Genomic DNA, 21,503 nt, shown 5'->3' with positions numbered 1-21,503 from the left:
AGTCGTGCCACCCGACGAACGGAGAACACATGATGCGCGCCGTCAGCGCGGCAGAGATCGCACCGACCACCCACGCGTGGGCGGTGCACGCCGAGAAGTTGGTCGTCCGGGCCGGGCGGCACCTGGCGGTCAACGGGCTGGACCTGGCGCTCGACACCGGCGTCCACGGGCTGCTCGGCCCCAACGGCGCCGGCAAGACGACGCTGATGCGGGCCCTGGCGACGGTGGTCAAACCCGCCGGTGGGCGGCTGAGCGTGCTCGGCGTCGACGTCACCGGCCGGGGCGACCTGCGCCGGATGCGGCGCGGCCTGGGCTACCTGCCGCAGCACTTCGGGTTCTACCCGCGGTTCACCGTGCGGGAGTTCGTCGAGTACATGGCCTGGCTCAAGGAGATGCCGAAGAGCGACATCCCCGGCGCGGTGCAGCGGGCCATCGACCGGGTCGGCCTCACCGACCGCGCCGACTCGCGGATGAAGACACTGTCGGGCGGCATGCTGCGGCGGGCCGGTATCGCCCAGGCGATCGTCAACGACCCGCGGGTGCTGCTGCTCGACGAACCCACCGTCGGCCTCGACCCCGAGCAGCGTCTCGACTTCCGCGAGCTGCTGCGCGACATCGGGTCGGACAGCTGCGTCCTGGTCTCGACCCACCTGGTCGAGGACGTCGCGGCGGCCTGCACCGACGTGGTGCTGGTCAACGCGGGACGGCTGGTGTGGCAGGGCACCACGGCGGAGCTGGCCGGCCGGGGCGGCGCCGGCGCCGCCGGGGACAGCGCCACCGAACGCGGCTACTCGGCGCTGCTGCGCGCCCACCGCGGGCAGGTGTCGGCGTGATGGGACGCGTACTCCGGATCGAACTGCGCCGCTCGGCCGCGGTTGGCGTGGCGCTGCTCGCGCTCGTGATCGGCGCCGGGCTGCTGGTGTCGTACACCGAGGGCTTCTCGGGCCGCTGGATGCAACTGGCGGTGTCCGGCCGGGGAATGTTGCTGGCGTTGTGGCCACTGGCCCTCGCCGGTGGCGCGTGGCTCGGGCGGCGGGACGCCCGTAGCCGGGTCGGCGAGCTGTTCGCCAGCACCGGCCGGCCACGGTGGCAGCGGGTCCTGCCGACCGCCGCCGCGCTCGCGGTCGCGCTGGTGGCCGCGTACACCCTGATATTCGTCGTCGGGACGGTCTGGGTGGTGCCGACGGCCGGCTACTTCCCGGCCGCCTCGGTCGCCGTCACCGCGGTCGGGGCCCTGTCGCTGGTCGCCGCCGGCTGGGTGGGCATGGCCGTCGGTCGGGCCGTACCCAGGCTGGTGACCGCGCCGGCCCTCGCCGTGGCCGGGGTCGCCGTGGCCGGGCTGCTGCCGGACTGGATGACCGTCAACGCGGTCGTGGCGGACCGGCCCGCACCGGCGGCGCTGCTGCTCAGCCCGGTCTACGCCAGCGGCCTGGACGACTTCCAGACGGTCACGGCGCGGGTCAACCTGACCCAGACGCTGTGGCTGGCCGCCCTCGCCGCGACCGGGCTGCTCCTGCTGGGTGCGGCCCGCCGCCGCGGCGTCGCCCTGGCCGTGCTCCCGGCGGTGCTCGGCGGCGCGGTGGCGCTGCCGCTGATGCCCACCGGCGGCTACCGGGCCTACGATCCGGGCGCGGCCGAACTCGTCTGCGACGACGCCGGCCCACAGGTCTGCGTGGCCCGGGTGCACGCCGCCCTGCTGCCCGACGTCGCCGGCCCGGCCCGGCAGGCGCTGGCGATGATGTCGGCGAAACTGCCCGGGGCACCGACCCGGGCGGTGGAGGACCGGCGGGTCGAGTCCTGGGCGCGGTCGGGCGCGGACCCGGCGCCGGACCCGCGCCCGGCCGACACGCTCGTCTTCGAGGCCCCGGTGATCGGGCCCAGCGGCCGCGCCGACCTGTCCGGCGACTATTTCCTGCCACACCTGCTCGAGGCGGCCTGGCGGCAGGACTGCGGCGACGGGCCCGACGACAGCGACACCCGGTTCGGCCGGGTCGTCGCCACCGCCTGGCTGACCGGCGAACCGCCCGCCCCGCAGGACTGGTGGACCCCCGAGGAGCGGGCCGGCGTGGCCGGCGCCTACCAGGCGCTGGTCGGGTTGCCGCCGGCCGAGCAGCAACGGCGGATGGTGGCGGCCCGCGACGACGCGCTCGCCTGCCGGGACGACGGCCTGCGGTCGCTCATGGGCGAGGACGTTCCGTGAGGTGGCTCCGGTTGTACCTGCGCTCCCGCCGGGTCGGCCTCGCCCTGGCCATCTCGACCGCGACGGCCGCGCTGGTGTGGCTTCTGGTGCTGGTCTACTCCGACGCCGGGACCATCGACGCCCGGGGGGTGAGCCTGACCGTGATGCTCGCGGTGGCCGCGTTCGCCGCGACCCTCGGCGGCGCCGACGACGCCCTGGACCACACCGCCTCGATCAACTGGCCGGTCCGGCGGGCCGTACATCTGCTGCTCGCCGCCGCCGCGATCGTCGCACCGCTGCTGCTCACCACGGTCACCGACGTACGGTTCGAGCCGCTGACCGTCGTGTTGCGCAACACCGCGGGTCTGCTCGGCCTCACCGCCCTGGGCGCCGCGCTGCTCGGCGCCGCCCGCTCCTGGATCGCCCCGCTGACCTGGACCCTGATCTCGGTCCTGCCGTTCGTGGGACCCAGCACGAAGCCGGCGACGCAGGTGGCCAGCTGGCTGGTCCAGCCCGCCGGCACCACGGCCGCCACCGCCTGTGCCGCCGTCCTGGCGGTGACCGGACTGGCCGCGTACACAATGTGGGGCTGCCCCCGGCGCCCCGCCGCCGAAACCGCCCCCGACCACTGACCAAACCCGCCGGAACCCCGGTCAGGCGGGGCGGTCCGGGCGGGGGAGCGCGGTGGCGGCCCGGACGCCCCGGCGCGCACCGACCAGGACGAGGACGAGCAGGAGGGTGGTCCCGGCGCCCACCACCACGACCATCTGGACCGGGCTCGCCGTGGCGAGGACCGCCACCGCAGCCGCCACGACACTCCAGCCGCCGGCCTCGGTGACGGACCGCGCGGCGCGGTGCGCGGCGAGCCACGCCTCGTCGCTGGACAGTGTCGAGGCGGTCCGGATGCCGGTGATTTCGTTGCGGCCCAGCCGGCCGGAGGCGGTGGCCCGCGCGGCCCAGATGATCACCGCGCCGGAGACCGTCATCACGACCGCCACGATCACCTTCGCGACAAGCAGCTCGTCCATACCCGACCCCCTCATCCCCGCAGCGTGGCGTCGAGCATGTCGACGAGCTGCTCGGCGGCCCCGGCCGTGTCGTAGTCCGGGTCGGTGAGCTGTTCGGCGACGATCGCGTCGATCCCGCCGCCGACGACGATGGCGATGGTGCGTACGTCGAGTGCGCGCCGCGTGCCGATGGCGTCGCGGGCCGTGTCGATCAGGTCGGCCAGTGGGCGCCACCGGCTGGCGGGCTCGTGGTCGCCCGCGGTGTGCGTCATCGCCTCGATGATCATCCGGGTGTGCCGGGGGTGCGTCCGCAGATGCCCGATCATGGCGCGGATGTAGGCGGCCGGCGCCCCGGCGGGATCGGCGGCCTCGACCGCGGCGGCCGTGTGGCCGGTCAGGGCCGACAGGACGTGCTCGTACGCCGCCCGCACCAGGGCGTCCTTGGAGCTGAAGTGGTAGAGGACGGCGGCCTTGGTGATGCCGGCCCGCTCGGCGATGCCGGACAGCGAGGTGCCGCCGTAGCCGTGGTCGGCCACGAGTTCGATCGTCACCTCGACGAGTTGTCCCCGGCGGGCGCGTTCGGTGAGCGTCGGTTTCCGCGCGGTCGGGTCTGCCCGTTTTGCCATGCCGCCGATTCTACCGTACGGTCAAATTACTTACCGATCGGTTAGTGGAGGCTGGAAGGGGTGACGGTATGGATGGGCGGACCGAGGTCGTGAGCGGCGAGACGGCGCGACGCCCGCGTCGCGGGCGATGGTGGCTCATCGCGCTCGCCACGTCCGTCGTCGTGGTCGCCACCGGCATCGTGTTCGCGCTACGCACCCCGTCGCCGGTGGGGCACTGGGACAGCGCGGCGGGACGCGACCGCTTCGTCCGGGCGTACGCGGCGGCCTTCGCCGACCTCCCCGTGCCGCAGCGGACCATCGACGTGCGTACGGACTTCGGCGTCGTACGCGTCTACCGCTTCGCCGGCAGCGGCGACGCCTCGGCGCCGCTGGTTCTCCTGCCGGGCCGGGCCTCCGCCTCGCCGGTGTGGGCCGACAACCTGCCGTCGCTGCTGCGCGTCGGCGACGTCTACACGGTGGACCTGCTCGGCGAACCGGGGATGAGCGTGCAGGACCGGCCGATCGGCGACGACGGCGACCAGGCGCGGTGGCTGCACCAGACCCTCGACGGGCTCCCGGAGGACCGCTTCCACCTCGTCGGACTGTCCATCGGCGGCTGGACCGCCGTCAACCTCGCCGTCCGCCAACCGGAACTGATCGCCACCCTGACCGTGATCGACCCGGTCTACGTCTTCGCCGACATGCCGATCGGCACGATCCTGCGGTCGCTGCCGGCCGCGCTGCCCTGGCTGCCGAAGTCGTGGCGGGACGGCTTCAACTCGTGGACCGCCGGCGGCGCACCGGTCGAGGACGTGCCCGTCGCGGACATGATCGAAGCCGGCATGCGGCACTACACGCTCCGCCTGCCCCAACCCACCCGGATCGGGCCGGACGCGCTCACCGGGCTCGACATGCCCGTCCTGGCGGTCATCGCCGGGAACTCCGTCATGCACGACGGCCACGCCGCCGCCACGGCCGAGCGGGTCCTGCCCGACGGCACCGTACGCCTCTACCCGGGCGCCTCCCACGCCGTCAACGGCGAACACCCCGACGAGATCGCCGCCGACATCGCCGGATTCCTGCGCCAGGCCCGCTGACCCGTACGGCGCCCGTCCCGCGAAGTGCCGCGCGTCACACCGGCCCGATGTCACGGGCGCCGGGCGGTCCGCATCTCGTGTGCGTCGGTGACACGCGGAGGAGGCGGACGATGAGCACACGGCACGAAGCCGGTACGGCGGGACCACACCACGTTCTGATCCTGGGCGCGGGATACGCGGGCATGGCCGCGGCGATCCAGCTCGCGGCCCGGGGCAAGCGACGCGAGGATGTGCGGATGACCCTGGTGAACGCGAACGAGCTGTTCACCGAGCGCCTACGCCTGCACATGACGGGGACCGGGCAGCCGGTGGCGCGGCTGAGCATCCCACGACTGCTGGAGGGTACGGGCGCGCGGTTCGTGCGCGGCTGGGTGACCGCGGTCGACGCCGACGAAAGGACGGTGCGGATCGACGACGACCGGGTCCTGCGCTACGACACCCTCGTGTACGGCCTGGGCGGCGTCGCCGACACGGTGGCGGTGCCCGGTGCCGAGGACCACGCGTACACGCTGGACAGCGTGCACGACGCCGAGTCGCTGGCCGAGCGCCTGGGACGGCTCGGCAGCGGCACGGTGGTGGTCGCCGGCAGCGGGCTGACCGGTGTCGAGTCGGCCGCGGAGATCGCCGAGCGGCATCCGGAACTGCGCGTCGTGCTGCTGGGACGGCACGCCCCGGGCGCCGCCATGAACCCCAGGGCCGGGGCGTACCTGCGGTCCGCCCTCGACCGGCTGGGCGTCGAGGTGCGCGGCGGCGTCGAGGTGGCGAAGGTGCTGCCGGACGCGGTCGAGTTGGCCGGCGGGGAACGCGTCGCCGCCGCCGCGGTGCTGTGGACGAGCGGCACGCGGGCGGCGCCGCTGGCGGCCGCCGGCGGGCTGACCGTCGACGAGCGCGGCCGCGTCGTCACCGACGCCACGCTGCGGTCGGTGTCCCACCCGGACGTGTACGCGGTCGGCGACGCCGCCGCGATCCGCCAGCGCTACGGCGTCATGCACGGCACCTGCCAGGGCGGTATGCCGACCGGTGTGCACGCCGCCGTGTCGATCGTCCGCACGCTGCGGGGCGGGCAGCCCCGGCCGTTCCGGTTCGGCTACTACCACACGCCGGTGAGCCTGGGCCGCGACGACGCCGTGGTGCAGTTCACCCGCCCCGACGGCAGCCCCCGGCGGTGGTGCCTGACCGGCCGCCTGGCGGCCCGATACAAGGAGACCGTCACGGCCTCGCCCTGGCCGACCTACGCCCGGATGAGGAAGGCGCCCGCCTCGGGGGCGTTCTGGCCCCGCGGCGGCCGCTTCACCCGGGAGGCGCCGTGACCCACCCGCCCGCGAATCCCGACCAGCAGGTCTTCGACGAGCACCGCAACCTGTTGTTCTCGGTGGCCTACCGCATCCTCGGCGGCGCCGCCGACGCCGAGGACGCCGTCCAGGACGCCTGGATCAGGTGGTCCGCGGCCAGCCGGGCCCAGGTGGCCGACCCGAAGGCGTACCTGGCCCGGATCGTGTCGAACCTGGCCCTGGAACGGCTGCGGTCGGCCCGGCACCGGCGGGAGACGTACGTCGGGCCGTGGCTTCCCGAACCCATCCTGACCGGCGGCGACACCGCCGTCGTCGACGCCGAGTCGGTGTCGACGGCGATGCTGGTGGTGCTGGAGACACTGAGCCCGCTGGAGCGCGCGGTGTTCGTGCTCAGAGAGGTCTTCGGCTTCAGCCACGCCGAGATCGCGCGGGCGGTGGAGCGTTCGGAGGCCGCCGTACGGCAGGCCGCCCACCGCGCCCGCGAGCACGTGCGGGCCCGGCGCCCGCGTTTCACCGTGGACCGCTCCCGGCAGCGCGCGGTCACCGAGCGGTTCCTCGCCGCGGCGACCGGTGGTGACATCAACGCGCTCATGGAGCTGCTGTCCCCGGACGTCACGCTGTGGACCGACGGCGGCGGCAGGGTCCGCCAGGCGATGCGCCCGGTCGTGGGCGCGCCCACCGTGGCCGCCTGGTTCGCCGCCATCGGGACCGTCACCTACGCCGGCGTCGAGCCGGCCGACATGCGCGCCACGGTGGTCGCGATCAACGGTGGGCCGGGCCTGGTGTTCAGCGGACCGGACCGGGTGATCGCCACCGTCACCTTCGACCTCGACGCCGACGGCCGGATCACCGCCATCCACAACGTCGCCAACCCCGACAAGCTGCGGGCCGTCGCCGGGGGCACCGCGTACGACGTCGGCACCCGGTGACCGCCACCCCCCGCTCGGCGCCCCAGGGTGATCAGGCAGAGTCGTCCTCGCACAGCGGCAGGAGGGCAGACGTAATGATCACGGCCGAGTACACGATCCCAGGAATCCACGTCACCGACCACGAGGTCGAGGTCCCGCTGGACTGGTCGGCCCCGGACAGCGGCGGCACCATCCGGGTCTTCGCCCGCGAACTCGTCGACCCGGTCCGGCGCCGCGACGACCTGCCCCGGCTGCTGTTCCTGCAGGGCGGTCCCGGCGGCAAGAGCCCACGCCCGACCGCCGTCGACGGCTGGATCGGCGAGGCGCTCAAGAGCCACCGGGTCGTGCTGCTCGACCAGCGGGGAACCGGCCGCAGTTCGCGCATCGACGGCCGGGTGCTCGCCGCCCGGGGCGACGCCTCCGCCCAGGCGGACCACCTCACCCGCTTCCGCGCCGACTCGATCGTCCGCGACGCCGAGCACCTGCGTCGCACCGTCTTCGGCGGGGGACGCTGGTCGACGCTCGGGCAGAGCTACGGCGGCTTCCTGACGCTGACCTACCTCTCGCTCGCACCGGAAGGGCTCGACGCCTGCTACGTGACCGGCGGCCTGCCGAGCGTGTGGCCGGACGCCGCCGAGGTCTACCGGCGTACGTATCCCCGCGTCGAGGCCAAGAACCGCGAGTTCTACGCCCGCTACCCGCACCACGTCGACACCGTCGCGCGTATCGCGGACCGGCTCGCCGCCGGCGACGTCGTACTGCCGTCCGGCGACCCGCTCACCGTCCGCCGCTTCCAGAACCTCGGCCTCGACTTCGGCATGAAGCCCGGCTACGAGCGCATGCACTGGCTGCTCGACGAGGCGTTCGCCACCGGCGACGACGAGCCGAGCGACACGTTCCTCGCCCAGGTGGAGGCCCGCACCGGGTACACCGACAACCCGCTGTTCATCGCGCTGCAGGAGACCCTCTACGGCGCGCCGGGCAGCGGAGCGACGGCGTGGGCGGGGCAGGCGGAACGGGACCGCCTGCCCCGGTTCGCCGAGGACGCCCGGCCGCTGCTGTTCACCGGCGAGATGGTCTACCCGTGGATGTTCGAGGAGATCCGTACCCTGCGGCCGTTCCGGGCGGCGGTCGAACTCCTCGCCGCGCGCGAGGACTGGAGCCCGCTGTACGACCTCGACCGGCTCGCGGCCAACGAGGTCCCCGTCGCCGCGGCGGTCTACTTCGACGACATGTACGTCGACGCCAACCTGCAACTCGCGACGGCGGCCCACGTCGCCGGCACCCGGGTCTGGGTGACCAACGAGTACGAGCACGACGGCATCGGCTCCGGCCGGGTCCTGTCCCGCCTGCTGGAGATGGTCGCCGAGTTCGGCGGACCCCGTACCGGCGACGGGGCCGCTACCGGGCGTCGCTGAGCGGCACCGCCGCCGGCCGCCCGGCCCGGGACCGGACCGGGACCGACCGGCCGGCGGCCACCGAGGTCAGCATCGACTCCAGCACGTCCAGGACGTGATAGGCGAACGTACCGCCGGCCCGGGGCTCCTGCCCGGGCGCGGTGCCGGCGAGGTCGGCCAGGCCGATGCCACGCCCGGCGCCGCGGTAGCCCGCCGACTCGGCAACGGGCCGCCAGTCCGGGTCGTGCGGGCCGCGGACCCGCACGTCGCCGTCGAACCGGTTGGGGTCGGGCACGACCAGGGAGCCGAGTTCGCCGTGCACCTCGACGTGGGCGGCCCTCGTCGCGACGGCGTCGAAGCTCATCACCAGGGTGGACAGCACCCCACCGGCATGGGTCAGGACGCCGGTGACGTGGGAGTCGACCGCGACCGGGATCCGTTCACCCCGGCGGGGGCCGCTGCCGATGACGCGTACGTCGCGGGTCCGGCTGCCGGCGGCGACGACCGCGGTGACCGGGCCGAGCAGGGTGACCAGGCAGCTGACGTAGTAGGGGCCCATGTCCAGCAGCGGGCCGCCACCCGCCTGGTAGTAGAAGTCCGGGTCGGGATGCCAGCGTTCGTGGCCGGCGGTCACCATGGTCGCGGTGGCGGCGACCGGTGTCCCGATCAGCCCGTCGTCGATGGCCCGGCGCGCGGTCTGGGTGCCGGTGCCGAGCACGGTGTCGGGGGCGCAGCCGACCCGTACGCCGGCCGACACGGCCGCGGACAGCACCTCGCGGCCCTGCGCGGTGGTCGCGGCCAGCGGCTTCTCCCCGTACACGTCCTTGCCGGCGGCGATCGCCCGCAGGGCGACGTCCGCGTGGGCGGCCGGCGTGGTCAGGTTGAGGACGATGTCGACGTCGGGGTCGGTCAACAGGTCGTCGACGGGCAGGCCGCGCACCCCGGGCCAGGCCCGGGCCACCTGGTCGGCGCGGGTGCGGTCGAGGTCGGCGACCGCGACCAGGTCCAGCCCGGCGGTCCTCGCCAGCGTGGTCAGATACTGGCCGCTGATGGCGCCACAACCGACCAGGCCGATCCGCGCCGGCGGGGTCAGCGACTCGCCCACAGCATCCCCCGCTCGATGATGGTGCGTACGGACGGATGCCCGAGCACGTCGAGGCTGTGGCCGGGGGTGGCGACGAAGATCCGGCCCCGGCCCCACCGGCGGGTCCACACGGCGGGGGAGGTGACCTCGCGGTGCCACGGGTCGCCCGGCCGGACCTTCTGGGTGGTGGTGGCCAGCACGTCGACGTAGTCGTCGGACAACACCCAGTACTGCTCGGTGACCAAATCGAAGTCGGCGAGTCCGGCGACGATCGGATGGTCCGCCGCGGCGGGGCGGATGTTGACGGTGTACGGGACGAAGTTGTTCGCCTCGCCCTCGACCGACTCGTGCGGCGGGCGACCGGGGTGGCAGGCGAACTGGCCGCCGATCAGGTGCAGGTAGTCGGAGCTGTCACGGTAGGAGTCGGCGATGCCGCCGTGCCAGCCGGCCAGGCCGGTGCCGGCCGCGACCGCCGAGCGCAGCCCGGCGAGTTGGTCCGCCTCGATCCGGCTCATCGTCACGCACTGCACGACGAGGTCGACGGTGGCCAGGTAGCCGGTGTCGGCGTAGATGGCGGGGGAGTCCTCGATCCGGGTGCTGAAGCCCAGCGCGTGCAGGAACGGCAGGAACAGGTCGGTGGCCTCGACCGGCCGGTGGCCTTCCCATCCGCCCCGGACGACGAGCGCTGAGCGGGTGGTCGTGGGATTCACCGAACTCCCTCCGGATCACGGGCCCTTGCGACGATACCGGACAGCTGATTGTCGGACGTCGATTCCTGTCGGACAATCCGAGGAAGGCGGGCCGCACCCGTCCGACCAACATGGACACGAGGCGTGGGTGCGGCCGACACAGGGAGACAACATGTTGCGTCGCGTCCTCGTCGCCGTGGCACTCGCCGTCGGCGTCACCCTCTTCGTTCCCAGCAGCCCGGCCCACGCCCTCTACCCCTGCCCGGCCAACAACATGTGCCTGCACACCTGGTACGCCGACTCGACGCGTACGGTCTGGCGGGGCAGCTTCAGCGTCAACTGCGATGGGCGGGAGGCCCGGCTCGGCGTCCAGTCCGGATACCTCGTCTTCAGCGTGCGGCCCTGTGACTGGGCCGCGCCGCCGGTCGACTGATCCACCTGGGCGGTGACCGGCGCGCCGGTCACCGCCCGGACAACCCGGCCCGGTCAGCGGGCCTGACAGCTCGGGGTCGGACCGCTGTTGGTCGCCCCGGCCGAGCCGATGAAGCCGAAGCTCGTGGCCGCACCGGCGGCGAGGCCGCCGTTCCAGGCGGCGTTGGTCGCCGTCACGTTCGCGCCGCTGCCGGTCACCGTGGCGCCCCAGGACTGGGTGATCGTCTGCCCGTTGGCGTAGGTCCAGGTGACGGTCCAGCCGGTGATCGCCCGGCTGCCGGCCCGTACCGTGACCTCGCCCTGGAACCCGCCCTGCCACTGCCCGGTCACCGCGTACTCGGCCGTGCAGGCGAGCTGCCCGGGCGACGGCGGTGGCGTGGTCGGTGCCGGCGTGGTCGGCGTCGGCGTCGGCGGCACGGTCGGGGTGGGCGTGGGGTTCGGGCCGGTCCCGCCCAGCGCGAGCTGGTCGTCGGTGAACAGCTGGTAGGGCGGGTTGATGTCGGTCTCGCCCGGCCCGCCGTCACAGCGCCGGTCCGGGTTGAAGATCAGATACGTTCCGGAGCTGCAGGCGGTCGCCGGCTCGGCGTCACCGCCGGTGACGACGCCGCCGCCGAGGTTGGCACCGCCCTGGACGATCGCGTTGTTCTTGACCACGGCGTTCCCGCCGACGGTGGCGCCGCTGTTGACCCAGGCGAGGTCCTCGATGCGGGCATTGCCGCTGACCGTGCTGTTGCCGTAGACGGCGGCCCGTGGGCCGACGTACGCGGTGGCGGCGACGTTGGCGCGGCTGTCGACCCAGCCGCCGCCGTTGGCGTGCCAGCGGCCGCCGCCGGGTGCGGGCGGGCGGAGGTAGCCGGGTTCGTGGCCGGACGGGGTCGCCCCGGCCACCCGGAACTGGTACGGGTAGCGGTAGTTGCGGGGGTAGCCCTCCAGGAACGCGTACCGGTGGACCGTCGTCGGGGTCCCGGTGACCACCAGCCAGACGTCGCGTTCGCCGGGCTGGGTCTGGAACGTGACCTCGGCGTCGGTGGCGACGGTGAGCGGGCCGTACCGGGGGACGCCGTTGCGGACCGCGACGAAGCCGAAGGTCCACCCGGAGCCGGCGGCCTGGTTGACGTGCCCGCGCAACCGCAGCCGGATCAGTCCGCCGTCCTGCTGCGGCACCAGCCGGACCTTGTTGTAGCCGTAGTCGGACGGCGCCAGCGCGTCCGGGACGCGGTAGTGGCCGGCGGCGGCGTTGACCGCGTCGACCGGCACCCCGTTGTACGCGGTGACGAAGGGGTAGAGCCGGTTGATGAACGGCATGAAGTCGGCCCGGTTGGCGTAGTCCCAGGTGACGTTCCGCTGGGCGTACTCGCCCACTCTGCGGTTGAGTTCGGTCTGGGTGATCCCGGCGATCCGCCGGTACGTCTCCAGTGGATGTTCGGTGTTGCGGGCCTCGTTCCACAACCGGTTGAACATCGCCAGCCCGTCGCGCTCCTTGATGTACTGCAACAGCATCCAGGCCCCGTAGTGGTGCCGGCTGCTGCTGTAGGCGAGGTTCTCGGTGCGGATGAACCGGGTCAGGTCACCCGCCGCCGTGGTGGGGTAAACCTGCATCGCCATGAACTCGGCGCTGGCCTCCCAGAAGGTGCCGGCGGACTGGTGGGTGAAGCCGTAGCCCGGCCGGCCGAGGAACGTGTAGTTCTGGAAGACGTGCGCGAGTTCGTGGGCCAGCCCCCACGAGCCGGGCTGCGCGGCGCCCGGCGCGATGTTGATGACGCCGACCCGGCCGTCGGTCGATCCGCCGGTCGCCCAGGCGTCCAGCGGGGCGTTGGACCAGGTCCGCGTGATGATGACGATGATCTTGTGCTGGGCGAGCAGCCCGGTCTCCGGGGTGAAGCGCATGTCGTTGACGTAGAAGGAGTACAGCCGCTCGAGCTGGTCGAGGATGTTGGCCGGGTCGAACCGGTACTCGCCGGGGGCGGTGCGCGGATCGGTGCCGGACCGGTCGCCCCACAGCAGGATGAAGTTCGCCGACTCCCGGGTCCGCTGCTGGACCCACGGCACCTCGCCGGTCTGCGTCCACCGGGCCGGGATCCACACCGTCTTCGTCGCGGCCGACGCCTGCGGCAGCAGGTTCGGCAGCCCGAGCGGCAGCGTCAGCGCCAGTGCGGCGGCGATCACAAGCAGCAGGCGGTGCCGGGGTCGGCGCCCCGGCCGGGTCACAGCCATCTCGATCCACGCTCCAGTCGGTGGTCGCGGTCCCCGGACTCCCACCGAGGGCAGGAATCGAAGACCATCATTAGTTTGGAATCCAAACTATCGCCGTCCAGGTCAGGTGCGGACCGGCAGCGGGTTGATTTATGCGTCCGCTAAGAAACCCGGCGGCCGTACGCCCGGCGCCGGGCGTACGGCCGCCGGGCATGAGGCCGCCTTCCGTGCCGTGGCCGCCCGCCACCGCCGGTGGCGGGCGGCCACGACCGGGCCGGGCTATCCGTCCGTGGCCCTGACCACCTCGTAGAGGGCCGTCCAGTTCCTGGTGCCGTAGCCGGCGGCGATCGCCCGTTCGTAGTGTGACCTGACCGCCTTCGGCAATTCGACGTCGACGCCGGCCTTCTCGCTGGTCCGTACGATGTGCTCCGCCGTGGCGCCCATCATCAGGGCCGTGCTCAGGTCACCGGGATACTTCCCGGCCTCCAGTTCACGGGCCAGTTCCAGCCCGTCGCCGACCATCGCCGGGATGCCGGTGAGCATGCCCACGGCACCGGGCAGGAACTCGGCCGCCGGGACACCCGCCGCGGTGACGAGGCTCGTGGCGTGCAGGAGGCTCGACAGCGCGGTGAGGAACACGGCGAGATTGGCCTGGTAGAAGAGCTGGGCCAGGCCGGGATCCGGGCCGAGGTACCGGGGCTCGCCGAGCAGCCCCAACACCGGCTCGTGGCCGCGGAACGCCTCCTGCGGTCCACTGTAGAAGACGTACGCGCCGGGGTTGCCGACGATGGGAGCCGGCACCATCACCCCGCCGGTGACGAAGGCCGCCCGGTGCCCGGCGGCCCACGTCGCCGCCTCGCGGGAGGCGTCGGGGGTGTCGGAGCTGAGGTTGACGAGAACCTTGCCGGCCAGCGCGTCGGCGTGCCGCCGGTCGGTCACCACCGGACCGAGGATGTCGTACATCGCCTGGTAGTCGGTGAGGCTGAGGATGATCAGGTCGGCGGCCGCCACGGCCGCGGCGGGCGTCGGCGCCAGCGGGGCCCCTTCGGCGACCAGCCCGGCGGCGCGGCCCGGGGTACGGTTCCACACCGTGACCGGGTGCCCGGCCCGCAGCAGCGCGGCGGCCATCGCCCGGCCCATCGGGCCCAGGCCGACGACCGTGACCGGGGGACCGAACACGGCCGGTCGCTCAACGCGGCCCTGCGTCCGCTGGGCGAGTGGGGGACCGGGCGGTGCGAGCGGCTTGCCGCCGGGGGAGACCTCGCGTCCCCGTGGCCGGCGGGCGCACCCCTGTTGCAAACCGGTGGCAACAGCTAGATACTCGCGGGGTGGATGGCGCCGCCACGCGGCCCGTCCGGGCCGAAACCGAGCAGGACCGGATTCGGCCCCGGCAGGTGGGTGCCCGACGATACGCGGTGATCGTCGTCGTCGGGACCCGCCGCTCCCGTGGGAGAACGACCACCAACGCGCGGACCGGCCGGCGGTTCCCCCTCGGAACCGCCGGCCGTCGTCGCACCGGTGATCTGGTCGGTCAGGCGATCTGATACCCGCTGACCGAGGCGGTGTAGGACGAGTATCCGCAGAACGCACCGCCGTACCCGGTGATCGAGATCGAGCCGTAGACGCTGCCGTCGGTGTAGAAGGTGTACGACGCCTGCCCGGACACCGGCGTGTAGATGCAGGCGGTGATGCTGGAACTGCGGGTGAAGTTGTTGATGTACGTGGCGCCGATCGCCGAGTCCGGCGCGATGTACACGGTGCCGCCGGACACCGAGACGTACGCGACGTCGAGGTAGGTGCCCGACGACGGGAAGCAGTCGGCGTTGGAGCCGAACCGGATCGCGCCGACCTGCGGGCTCCCGGCCGGGAAGCCGGAGCTGAGGCAGACCTCGAGCGGGTTGATCCCGTTCGTGGTGACGTTCGTGACGGTCGGGCCGAGCACCAGCGTGCCGGTCCGGGTGAACCCGGTGCCGCCGGCGTTGCCGGAGATGGTGACCCAGAACGTCGGGCCGGTGACCGCGAGCGTACCGGCGGACCGGGCCTTACCGGTCGACGTCCGGTCCTCGGCGGCCTGCGCGGGTGCGCCGGCGAGCAGCAGGAGGGCGGCCGCCGCGGCGGCGACCACAGGGGCGAGACGGGAGATCTTCATCGGTTCCTCCGAACCTGGTACGGCGGATGGTGGGCCCGGCGGAGGGAGTCCGCCGGGCCCGGCGGATCGCTTGCGGTGCGGGTACCGCCGCCGCCCGGATCGGGCGGCGGTCGGCGCGCGGTGCCGCTTCGTCGCGGACCGTCCAGCGGTCAGCGGTCAGGCGCAGTTCGCGCCGACGACGGCGGCCACGGCCAGGACCGGCGGCGCGCCCCCGGGGATCGGGTGCCGGCGCGGCTCGCGCCCCAGGCATCCCTCCGGTTCCGGCGGAAAGCAGGAGCCGGCGCCGCCGTCCAGGTGCGGCCAGAGGTGGTTCATCGGGATCGGCCGGTCTCAGTCGAACAGGTGCTCGACGACGGTGATCACGACGTGCTTGCCGACGTGCAGCAGGGCCTCGGCGAGGTCGTCCAACATGGAACCCACGTCCTTTCGGGGGTTCCCGGCGGTGGTGCCGGGAGCGGTTTCTCCGCTGCGATCAGCGTCGCTCCCCGGCGGGGCCGCAACCATGTGGAAGCACCCACGGAACCACCCACGGAACCGGCGGCCATGCGGCGGCCGGCGCCGGCCCGGTCACGGCGGCAGCAGGGCGTAGAGGTCCGCGGACGGTACCGGCCCGTCCGTCGACGCCACCGCCGCCCGCAGCGCCTCCGCGATCCGTATCCCGGTCTGGAACTCCAGCGACCGGTAGTGCGCGAGGGCCGCCTCGGCCAGTTCCGCGGCCGCCGACCGGTCCGCCCGGCGCAACGCCAACCGGCCCAGGCCGACCAGGGCCAGCCCGGGACCCCAGACGTCGCCGAGCCGGCGGCAGGTCTCGAGGCCGGACTCGTACAGCCGCCGGGCCCGCCCGTCGTCGGCGCCCGACAACTCGACCGCCTGCGCGATCACCAGCAGCGACTCGGTGTCGCCCAGCTCGTCCTGCAGCCGCCGGAACAGATCGCGGCTGCGTTCGGCCAGCCGTTCCGCCTCCGCGTACCGGCCGGTCGCCGTCGCCAGCAGCGCCTGCGCCGTGTAGACGTCGGCGGTCGCCCGTACGTTCTTCGCCCGCTGGAACAGCCGCAGCGACTCGTCCAGTGCCGGGGCGGCCAGCTCGGTCCGGCTCTCCTGCACCAGCAGGATGCCCAGGTTCAACAGCGCGGTCGCCACCACCCGCTCGTCGCCGGCCCGCCGGGCGGCGGCCAGTGCCTCGTCGTACGTGCGGCGGGCCGCCGCCGGATCGTTCGCGTACTGCTGGGACATGGCCAGGTTGCTCAGCGTGCCGGCCAGCCCGACGTCGTCACCGGCCCGCCGCCAGAGCACCACCGCCGCCCGGTAGCGGGCCACCACCTCGGCGTGCTCGACGCCGACGTAGTGACCGAGGGCGGCGGCCGCGTTGAGCGCCCGGGCCCGGTGGCGGGCCAGCGTCGGATCCACCGGATCGGGGTCGCCGGCGGCCAGCGCCTCGTCCAGCCAGCGCCGGCCGTCCGCGATGGCGCCCCGCCCGTACCAGAACCGCCACACCGCGCCGGCGATCTGGACGGCCGTCTCCGGCTCGCCGGCAACCCGGACCCGGGCCAGTACCACCGGCAGGTCGTACCGCAGGTGCTCCATGCGGTCCAGCCAGTGTTCCTGCTCGGCGCCGGCGAGCCCCAGGGCTGCCTGTTCCGCCTCGGCCACCACGTACGCGGTGTGCCGGGCCGCGGTCGAATCCTCCTCACCCAGCTCGCGCAACCGTTCGGCGGCGAATTCGCGGACCGCCTCGTACATCGCGAACCGGCCGTCGGCCAGGCTGCTGTGCAGGTGGTGGTCGCCGATCGCGGCCAGGCCCTCCAGCACGTCGAGATCCGCGTCGCCGCCCGCGCAGACCAGTTCGGCGGCCTCGACCGTGTATCTGGCCGGGAACACGCTGAGCCGGGCGAGCAGCCGCTGGGCGGGCGGCGGCAGCAGGCCGACGCTCCAGCCGATCGCGGCGGCCAGCGTGCGCTGGCGGTCCGGCGCGTCCCGGGGGCCGGCGGTGAGCAGGCGGAGCCGGCCGAGCCGGCGGTCCAGCCGGTCGGCGATCACGTCCACCGGGAACAGGCCGACCCGCACCGCGGCCAGCTCGATCGCCAGCGGCACGCCGTCGAGCAGCCGGCAGATCCGGGCCACCGTCGCCGCGTTGGCGTCGGTCAGCCGCCAGTCGGACCGGCGGGCGGCGGCGTGCCAGGCGAACAGCCGTACGGCCGCGGAGCGGGCCAGCAGCGCGGCGTCCCGGGGCGGGTCGGCGTCCGGCACCGGCAGCGGGTCGAGCCGGTATTCGTGCTCGCCCCGGATGTGCAGCGCGACCCGGCTGGTGACCAGCACCTTCAGGTTCGGGCAGCGGGCCAGCACGGCGGCGACCGCCGACGCGGCCGACAGGACGTGCTCGAAGTTGTCCAGCAGCAGCAACAGCCGCCGCTTGCCGAGCACGCCGACGAGTTCGGCGACGTCGCCCCGCCGGATCTCGCCGCCGGCGGCACCGACGAGGTGGGTGACCACGTCCGCCGGGCCGGAGACGAGGGTGAGGTCCACATCGCACACCCCGTCGGCGAAGTCCGCGCCGACGGTTTCGGCCACCGCGAGCGCCACCCGGGTCTTGCCGACCCCGCCGGTGCCGGTCAGCGTGACGATCCGTACGTCCTCGCGGGACAGCGTGCCGACCACCGCCCGGCTCTCGTCCTCCCGGCCGATCAGCGGCGTGGGCGGCGGATGGACCTGGCGGAACGTGACCGGAGAGGGAGCCGGCGTCTCCGGTGCCGCGGTCGCGCCGGCCGGTGTGGGCGGGCCGGGCGGTGTGGGCGGGCCGGCGCCGGTGGCCGGACGTCCCCGGGCCGTCTCCTCGAAGGCGGTCAGGTCGGTGCCGGTGAGCCGCAGCGCGGCGGCCAGCCGCCGGGCGGTCTCCCGCTGGGCCGTACGCACCTTGCCACGCTCGATGTCGCTGATCGTGCGTGCCGCGACGCCGGACCGTTCGGCGAGTTCCTCCTGGGTGAGGCGGGCCGCCCGGCGGACCCGCCGCAACAACCGCCCGAATTCGGCGTCGTGGTCGTGCGCGCGAGTCAACACCTACCTCCGGGGCGGCGAACCACGCTGCGTCGCGTCTTGGTGGCATGTCGTGCGCAGTCACCGTAGACCGGTGGATCGCCGCGCCGGAAGATCGGCCACTGTCGCCTTTCGTACAACGCGCCGCGCCCGACCGGTCCGGTGTGGACCGTCGGCGACGGCCGGGCGGCGGGTCGGTGCCGGCGCGGGCCGGCGTCGACGAACCCGGTCGATCTACTGGCGGTCGGTGCCGGTGAACCTCTCGACGGGCGTCCGGCGTCCGGCGCGGAACGCCTCCAGCGCCCGGTGCGGCGGGATCGCCGATGCGGCGAACAGCACGCTCCCGTCGGCGGCGACGTAGATCGAGCCGCCGCCGCGGACCGGTTGGAACACGACCACGCCCTCGTCGCCGGCCAGCAGCCGGTACCCGAGTTCGGCGCCGGGGGCGATCCGGCGGAAGAGTTCGGTGCCCCGGTCGATCAGGCGCTGCTGCGCCGCCGTCGGGACCCGCCCGGCGGCGGCCGGTGCGGAGCCGGCGGGGCGGTCGTCGTGGGGTTGCCCGCTCATCGTCCGGTCCTCCGGTCTGGCTCGGCCGCGTCGGCGCCCGCGCGGGCGCCCGGGGAGCCACGGTACGCGGTGCGGGCCGGGCCGCCGAAGTGGCCGGGTGGCCATCCGTTCGATCGGCCACCCGGTATGAGTGCCGTCGGGCGCCCCGGGTATGCCGACGCCAGACGGCGGCGCCGGCCGGCGTCTCTCCGCCGAGGTCAGGAGCTTGAGATGGCGCTGTCGTACGAAACGTTGCCCGGGGACGTCGACCACCTCATAGCCGACGACCACGCGGTGGTGGAGCGCCAGTTCCAGCACCTGGAGGCCGGCCGGGGCGACCGCCGGGTGCTCGTCGACCAGGTGTCGTTCGAACTGGCGCTGCACGCCGACGCCGAGGAGATCGTCGTCTACCCGGCGATGGCCGCGGCCGGCGAACCCGACGAGTCCGAACACGCCCGCCAGGAGCACCACGAGATGAAGGAACTCCTGGTGAAGCTGCACGACAGCCAACCGGGCGAAGCCGGGTTCGAGCAGACCCTGGCGACCCTGATCGCCGCCGTACGGCACCACGTGGCGGAGGAGGAGAGGGAGTTCCTGCCCCGTCTGCGGCAGTTGGTCGGCGCCGACCGGATGGCCGGAATGGGCAAGGAGTTCCTGGCCGCCAAACGGACCGCGCCGACGTACCCGCACCCGAAGGCACCGTCGAGCCGGGCCGGACACAAGCTCGCCGACCCGGCCGCCCTCGTGGTCGACAAGGTACGCGACATGGCGTCCGGCCGGATCAAGCACCTGGCGACCGACCCGTCCGGGCACCTCGACCCGCAGGCGCAACGGATCCTCGACGCCTTCTCCGGGCTGAAGCCGCAGCCGTTCGAGATCCTCACCCCGGACCAGGCCCGGGAACAGCCCACCCCGTTCGACGCCGTCCGGCGGATCCTCGCCGAGGACGGCAGGTCGACCGACCCCGAACCCGTCGGCTCGGTCGAGAACGTCACGATCCCCGGCCCCGGCGGCGACCTGCCGGTGCGGATCTACAAGCCGCGGGACGCCACCGGCCCGGTGCCGGTCGTCGTCTGGATCCACGGCGGCGGCTGGGTGCTGTTCACCGTCGACTCGTACGACGCCTCGTGCCGCGGCCTGGTCAACAAGACCGGCGCGATCGTCGTGTCACCGGAGTACCGCCGCGCTCCCGAACACGTCTTCCCGGCCGCCCACGACGACGTGCTGGCGACCTTCCGGTGGGTACGCGCCAACGCCGGCCTGATCGGCGGCGACCCCGACCGCGTCGCCATCGGCGGCGAGTCGGTCGGCGGCAACATGGCCGCGGCCACCTGCTGGCAGCTCAAGCAGGCCGGCGAGCCGCTGCCGGTGGCGCAGGTGCTGGTGTATCCGCTGACCACCGGCGAACAGTTCGGCGACTCGATGACCGACGCCGCGGACGCCCGCCCGCTCAACCGGCCGCTGCTGTCGTGGATGGCGATGCACGCCTTCGAGGGAGTGCCCGACGGCGCCAGGGACCCCCGGGTCGACCTGCTCTCGCTCGACGCCACACAGCTGAAGGGCCTGCCCCCGGCGCTGGTCATCACCGACGAGCGGGACGTGCTGCGCAGCCAGGGTGAGGAGTTCGCCCGTCATCTTCAGGCGGCGGGCGTCCCGACCACGCTGACCTGCTACGACGGGGTCATGCACGAGTTCTTCGGCGCCGCCGCGGTGCTCGACAAGGCCCAGCGGGCCCAACAGGAGGCCGCGCAGCACCTGCGCGAGTCCTTCCAGACCGGCATACCGGCCTACGCCGGCTGACCGCCGGCGGTTCAACCGCCGGCAGTGCCGCCCGCTCAGCTGCCGGCCGTGCCGCCCGCCCCTTCGCCGGCTGTCCCTCCGCTCAGTCGCCGGCCACTTCGCCCGCGCCGATCGTCCCGAACGCCGTCGCGATCCGGTCCCGGTCGGCGCCGGCCGCCAGCAGCAGGTGCAGCAGGACACGCGCCTTGTAGCAGTCGAGCGTGCCGGCGGCGACGAGCCCACGCGACAGCAGGTCGGACTCCGAGCCGGGAAAGCCGTACGTGGCGGTCAGGACCGGACCCGCGCCGACCCGGGAGGCCAGCACCACCGGCATCCCGGCCGCCAGTTCGCCCAGGACGGCCACGGTGGCGGCCGGCACGTGGCCGACCCCGAAGCCGGCGACCACCAGCCCGTCCAGCCCCGAACCGGCCCGGCGCAGGGTCGCACCGTCGTCGCCGAGCACCACCGGCAGTACGGCCGTACGCACCGCCCCCGGGTCGCGTACCTGGAGGTCGAGCGGATGCCGGGCCGGGCGGGCGAGGACGCGGGCCCGCCCCTCGGCCACCAGGCCGACCGGCCCGATGTCGGGGGAGCGGAAGGCGGCGGGCGCGGTGGTGTGTGTCTTGCGCACCCAGCGGGCCGCGTGGATCTCGTCGCCGAGCACGACCAGGCAGCCTATCCGCCGGCTGGCCGGCGCGGCGGCGACCGTCACCGCCGCCAGCAGGTTCGCCGGACCGTCGGCGCCGGCCAGGGTCGGGTTGCGCATCGCACCGGTGACCACCAGCGGCGCGTCGTACGGCCACAGCAGGTCCAGCGCGTACGACGTCTCCTCGATCGTGTCCGTGCCCTGGGTAACCACCACCCCGTCGGCCCCGCCGGCCACCTCGCGCCCGGCGGCGGTGACGAGGGCGAGCAGGTCGTCGAAGCCGAGCGAGGCACCGGGCAGCCGGCGGAAGTCGTGCACGTCGAGCGTCACGCCCGTCGTCGCCAGGGCCGGCACGGCCGCGACGAGATCGGCGGCGGTCAGGGTCGGCACCACGCCGCCGGCCGGGCCGCCGGTCATGGCGATCGTGCCGCCCAGCGAGAAGACCGCCACCCGACGGCCCACGGCCGGCG

19 protein-coding genes are annotated in these 21,503 nt (G+C 74.0%); 9 read left to right on the top strand and 10 right to left on the bottom strand.

The window, feature by feature from the left end; genetic code table 11:
* Positions 1-29 precede the first annotated feature (29 nt).
* The 3 genes from QCD66_RS22875 to QCD66_RS22865 are packed head-to-tail and all read left to right on the top strand — an operon-like array spanning position 30 to position 2,811.
* Entirely contained in the window at positions 30-833 is an 804-nt protein-coding gene (locus tag QCD66_RS22875) for an ABC transporter ATP-binding protein (RefSeq protein ID WP_375733094.1), read from the top strand.
* On the top strand, positions 833-2,200 hold the full coding sequence (locus tag QCD66_RS22870; protein ID WP_364212418.1) for a hypothetical protein: 1,368 nt from the start codon (positions 833-835) through the stop codon (positions 2,198-2,200). The genes QCD66_RS22875 and QCD66_RS22870 overlap by 1 nt, the downstream gene beginning before the upstream one ends.
* A complete protein-coding gene (locus tag QCD66_RS22865) occupies positions 2,197-2,811 on the top strand; it encodes a hypothetical protein (RefSeq protein WP_364212415.1) in 615 nt (204 codons plus the stop codon). The genes QCD66_RS22870 and QCD66_RS22865 overlap by 4 nt, the downstream gene beginning before the upstream one ends.
* Positions 2,812-2,832: 21 nt before the next feature.
* On the opposite strand, the gene QCD66_RS22860 is transcribed toward QCD66_RS22865, so the two are convergent.
* Both QCD66_RS22860 and QCD66_RS22855 read right to left on the bottom strand, forming a co-directional pair.
* Positions 2,833-3,207, bottom strand: a complete 375-nt coding sequence (locus QCD66_RS22860) for an SdpI family protein (RefSeq protein ID WP_364212412.1) — start codon at positions 3,205-3,207, stop codon at positions 2,833-2,835.
* Between the two features lie 11 nt (positions 3,208-3,218).
* Complete coding sequence (locus QCD66_RS22855; RefSeq protein ID WP_375733095.1) at positions 3,219-3,812, bottom strand: TetR/AcrR family transcriptional regulator; 594 nt, start codon at positions 3,810-3,812, stop codon at positions 3,219-3,221.
* Between the two features lie 68 nt (positions 3,813-3,880).
* Between QCD66_RS22855 and QCD66_RS22850 the strand changes: the two genes are divergently transcribed.
* From QCD66_RS22850 to QCD66_RS22835, 4 genes are all read left to right on the top strand, one after another.
* On the top strand, positions 3,881-4,888 hold the full coding sequence (locus tag QCD66_RS22850) for an alpha/beta fold hydrolase (RefSeq protein WP_375733096.1): 1,008 nt from the start codon (positions 3,881-3,883) through the stop codon (positions 4,886-4,888).
* A 110-nt stretch (positions 4,889-4,998) separates the two neighbouring features.
* Positions 4,999-6,198: an NAD(P)/FAD-dependent oxidoreductase gene (locus tag QCD66_RS22845; RefSeq protein WP_375733097.1), complete on the top strand. Its 1,200-nt coding sequence runs from the start codon at positions 4,999-5,001 to the stop codon at positions 6,196-6,198.
* Complete coding sequence (locus QCD66_RS22840; protein WP_375733098.1) at positions 6,195-7,109, top strand: RNA polymerase sigma-70 factor; 915 nt, start codon at positions 6,195-6,197, stop codon at positions 7,107-7,109. Before QCD66_RS22845 ends, QCD66_RS22840 begins: the two co-directional genes overlap by 4 nt.
* A 74-nt stretch (positions 7,110-7,183) precedes the next feature.
* The gene (locus QCD66_RS22835; protein WP_375733099.1) at positions 7,184-8,506 is read left to right on the top strand and encodes an alpha/beta fold hydrolase; all 1,323 of its coding nucleotides are present in this window, start codon (positions 7,184-7,186) and stop codon (positions 8,504-8,506) included.
* On the opposite strand, the gene QCD66_RS22830 is transcribed toward QCD66_RS22835, so the two are convergent.
* Both QCD66_RS22830 and QCD66_RS22825 read right to left on the bottom strand, forming a co-directional pair.
* The gene (locus QCD66_RS22830; RefSeq protein WP_375733100.1) at positions 8,490-9,590 is read right to left on the bottom strand and encodes a Gfo/Idh/MocA family protein; all 1,101 of its coding nucleotides are present in this window, start codon (positions 9,588-9,590) and stop codon (positions 8,490-8,492) included. The genes QCD66_RS22835 and QCD66_RS22830 overlap by 17 nt on opposite strands.
* The gene (locus QCD66_RS22825; RefSeq protein WP_375733101.1) at positions 9,575-10,279 is read right to left on the bottom strand and encodes a ThuA domain-containing protein; all 705 of its coding nucleotides are present in this window, start codon (positions 10,277-10,279) and stop codon (positions 9,575-9,577) included. The genes QCD66_RS22830 and QCD66_RS22825 overlap by 16 nt, the downstream gene beginning before the upstream one ends.
* 151 nt (positions 10,280-10,430) lie before the next feature.
* Between QCD66_RS22825 and QCD66_RS22820 the strand changes: the two genes are divergently transcribed.
* Complete coding sequence (locus tag QCD66_RS22820) at positions 10,431-10,691, top strand: hypothetical protein (protein ID WP_375733102.1); 261 nt, start codon at positions 10,431-10,433, stop codon at positions 10,689-10,691.
* Positions 10,692-10,744: 53 nt separating this feature from the next.
* Here the strand turns inward: QCD66_RS22820 and QCD66_RS22815 are convergent, their stop codons facing one another.
* The 5 genes from QCD66_RS22815 to QCD66_RS22795 all read right to left on the bottom strand — a co-directional run bounded on the left by QCD66_RS22815 (position 10,745) and on the right by QCD66_RS22795 (position 18,629).
* A complete protein-coding gene (locus tag QCD66_RS22815) occupies positions 10,745-12,904 on the bottom strand; it encodes a DUF6055 domain-containing protein (RefSeq protein ID WP_375733103.1) in 2,160 nt (719 codons plus the stop codon).
* 258 nt (positions 12,905-13,162) lie between these two features.
* Entirely contained in the window at positions 13,163-14,062 is a 900-nt protein-coding gene (locus QCD66_RS22810; RefSeq protein ID WP_375733104.1) for an NAD(P)-dependent oxidoreductase, read from the bottom strand.
* Positions 14,063-14,414: 352 nt separating this feature from the next.
* Positions 14,415-15,032: a hypothetical protein gene (locus QCD66_RS22805; protein WP_357539904.1), complete on the bottom strand. Its 618-nt coding sequence runs from the start codon at positions 15,030-15,032 to the stop codon at positions 14,415-14,417.
* Between the two features lie 567 nt (positions 15,033-15,599).
* Positions 15,600-18,086: a tetratricopeptide repeat protein gene (locus QCD66_RS22800; protein WP_375733105.1), complete on the bottom strand. Its 2,487-nt coding sequence runs from the start codon at positions 18,084-18,086 to the stop codon at positions 15,600-15,602.
* A 210-nt stretch (positions 18,087-18,296) separates the two neighbouring features.
* Positions 18,297-18,629, bottom strand: a complete 333-nt coding sequence (locus QCD66_RS22795) for a hypothetical protein (RefSeq protein WP_375733106.1) — start codon at positions 18,627-18,629, stop codon at positions 18,297-18,299.
* A gap of 210 nt (positions 18,630-18,839) precedes the next feature.
* Here QCD66_RS22795 and QCD66_RS22790 point away from each other — a divergent pair, with 210 nt between their 5' ends.
* Positions 18,840-20,408 carry an alpha/beta hydrolase fold domain-containing protein gene (locus QCD66_RS22790; RefSeq protein WP_364212362.1) on the top strand — a complete coding sequence of 523 codons (1,569 nt, stop codon included), beginning with the start codon at positions 18,840-18,842 and terminating at the stop codon, positions 20,406-20,408.
* Between the two features lie 82 nt (positions 20,409-20,490).
* Here QCD66_RS22790 and QCD66_RS22785 read toward each other — a convergent pair whose 3' ends face one another.
* Positions 20,491-21,495, bottom strand: coding sequence for an asparaginase (locus tag QCD66_RS22785; RefSeq protein ID WP_375733107.1), 1,005 nt, complete (start codon positions 21,493-21,495; stop codon positions 20,491-20,493).
* Positions 21,496-21,503 lie beyond the last annotated feature (8 nt).

Origin of the sequence: Polymorphospora sp. A560 (genome assembly GCF_045781765.1) — a bacterium.
GTDB classification, from domain to species: domain Bacteria; phylum Actinomycetota; class Actinomycetes; order Mycobacteriales; family Micromonosporaceae; genus Polymorphospora; species Polymorphospora lycopeni.
Note: the sequence above shows the minus strand (reverse complement) of the source record. Positions and strands in the feature narration are given on the sequence as shown.

Bases quoted from the DNA above. Each gene is read 5' to 3' on its own strand.
- QCD66_RS22820 (WP_375733102.1), top strand. From the start codon at position 10,431: ATGTTGCGTCGCGTCCTCGTCGCCGTGGCACTCGCCGTCGGCGTCACC.
- QCD66_RS22790 (WP_364212362.1), top strand. From the start codon at position 18,840: ATGGCGCTGTCGTACGAAACGTTGCCCGGGGACGTCGACCACCTCATA.
- QCD66_RS22805 (WP_357539904.1), bottom strand. From the start codon at position 15,032: ATGAAGATCTCCCGTCTCGCCCCTGTGGTCGCCGCCGCGGCGGCCGCC.
- QCD66_RS22815 (WP_375733103.1), bottom strand. From the start codon at position 12,904: ATGGCTGTGACCCGGCCGGGGCGCCGACCCCGGCACCGCCTGCTGCTT.
- QCD66_RS22870 (WP_364212418.1), top strand. From the start codon at position 833: ATGGGACGCGTACTCCGGATCGAACTGCGCCGCTCGGCCGCGGTTGGC.
- QCD66_RS22855 (WP_375733095.1), bottom strand. From the start codon at position 3,812: ATGGCAAAACGGGCAGACCCGACCGCGCGGAAACCGACGCTCACCGAA.
- QCD66_RS22835 (WP_375733099.1), top strand. From the start codon at position 7,184: ATGATCACGGCCGAGTACACGATCCCAGGAATCCACGTCACCGACCAC.
- QCD66_RS22875 (WP_375733094.1), top strand. From the start codon at position 30: ATGATGCGCGCCGTCAGCGCGGCAGAGATCGCACCGACCACCCACGCG.
- QCD66_RS22845 (WP_375733097.1), top strand. From the start codon at position 4,999: ATGAGCACACGGCACGAAGCCGGTACGGCGGGACCACACCACGTTCTG.
- QCD66_RS22795 (WP_375733106.1), bottom strand. From the start codon at position 18,629: ATGAGCGGGCAACCCCACGACGACCGCCCCGCCGGCTCCGCACCGGCC.
- QCD66_RS22850 (WP_375733096.1), top strand. From the start codon at position 3,881: ATGGATGGGCGGACCGAGGTCGTGAGCGGCGAGACGGCGCGACGCCCG.
- QCD66_RS22860 (WP_364212412.1), bottom strand. From the start codon at position 3,207: ATGGACGAGCTGCTTGTCGCGAAGGTGATCGTGGCGGTCGTGATGACG.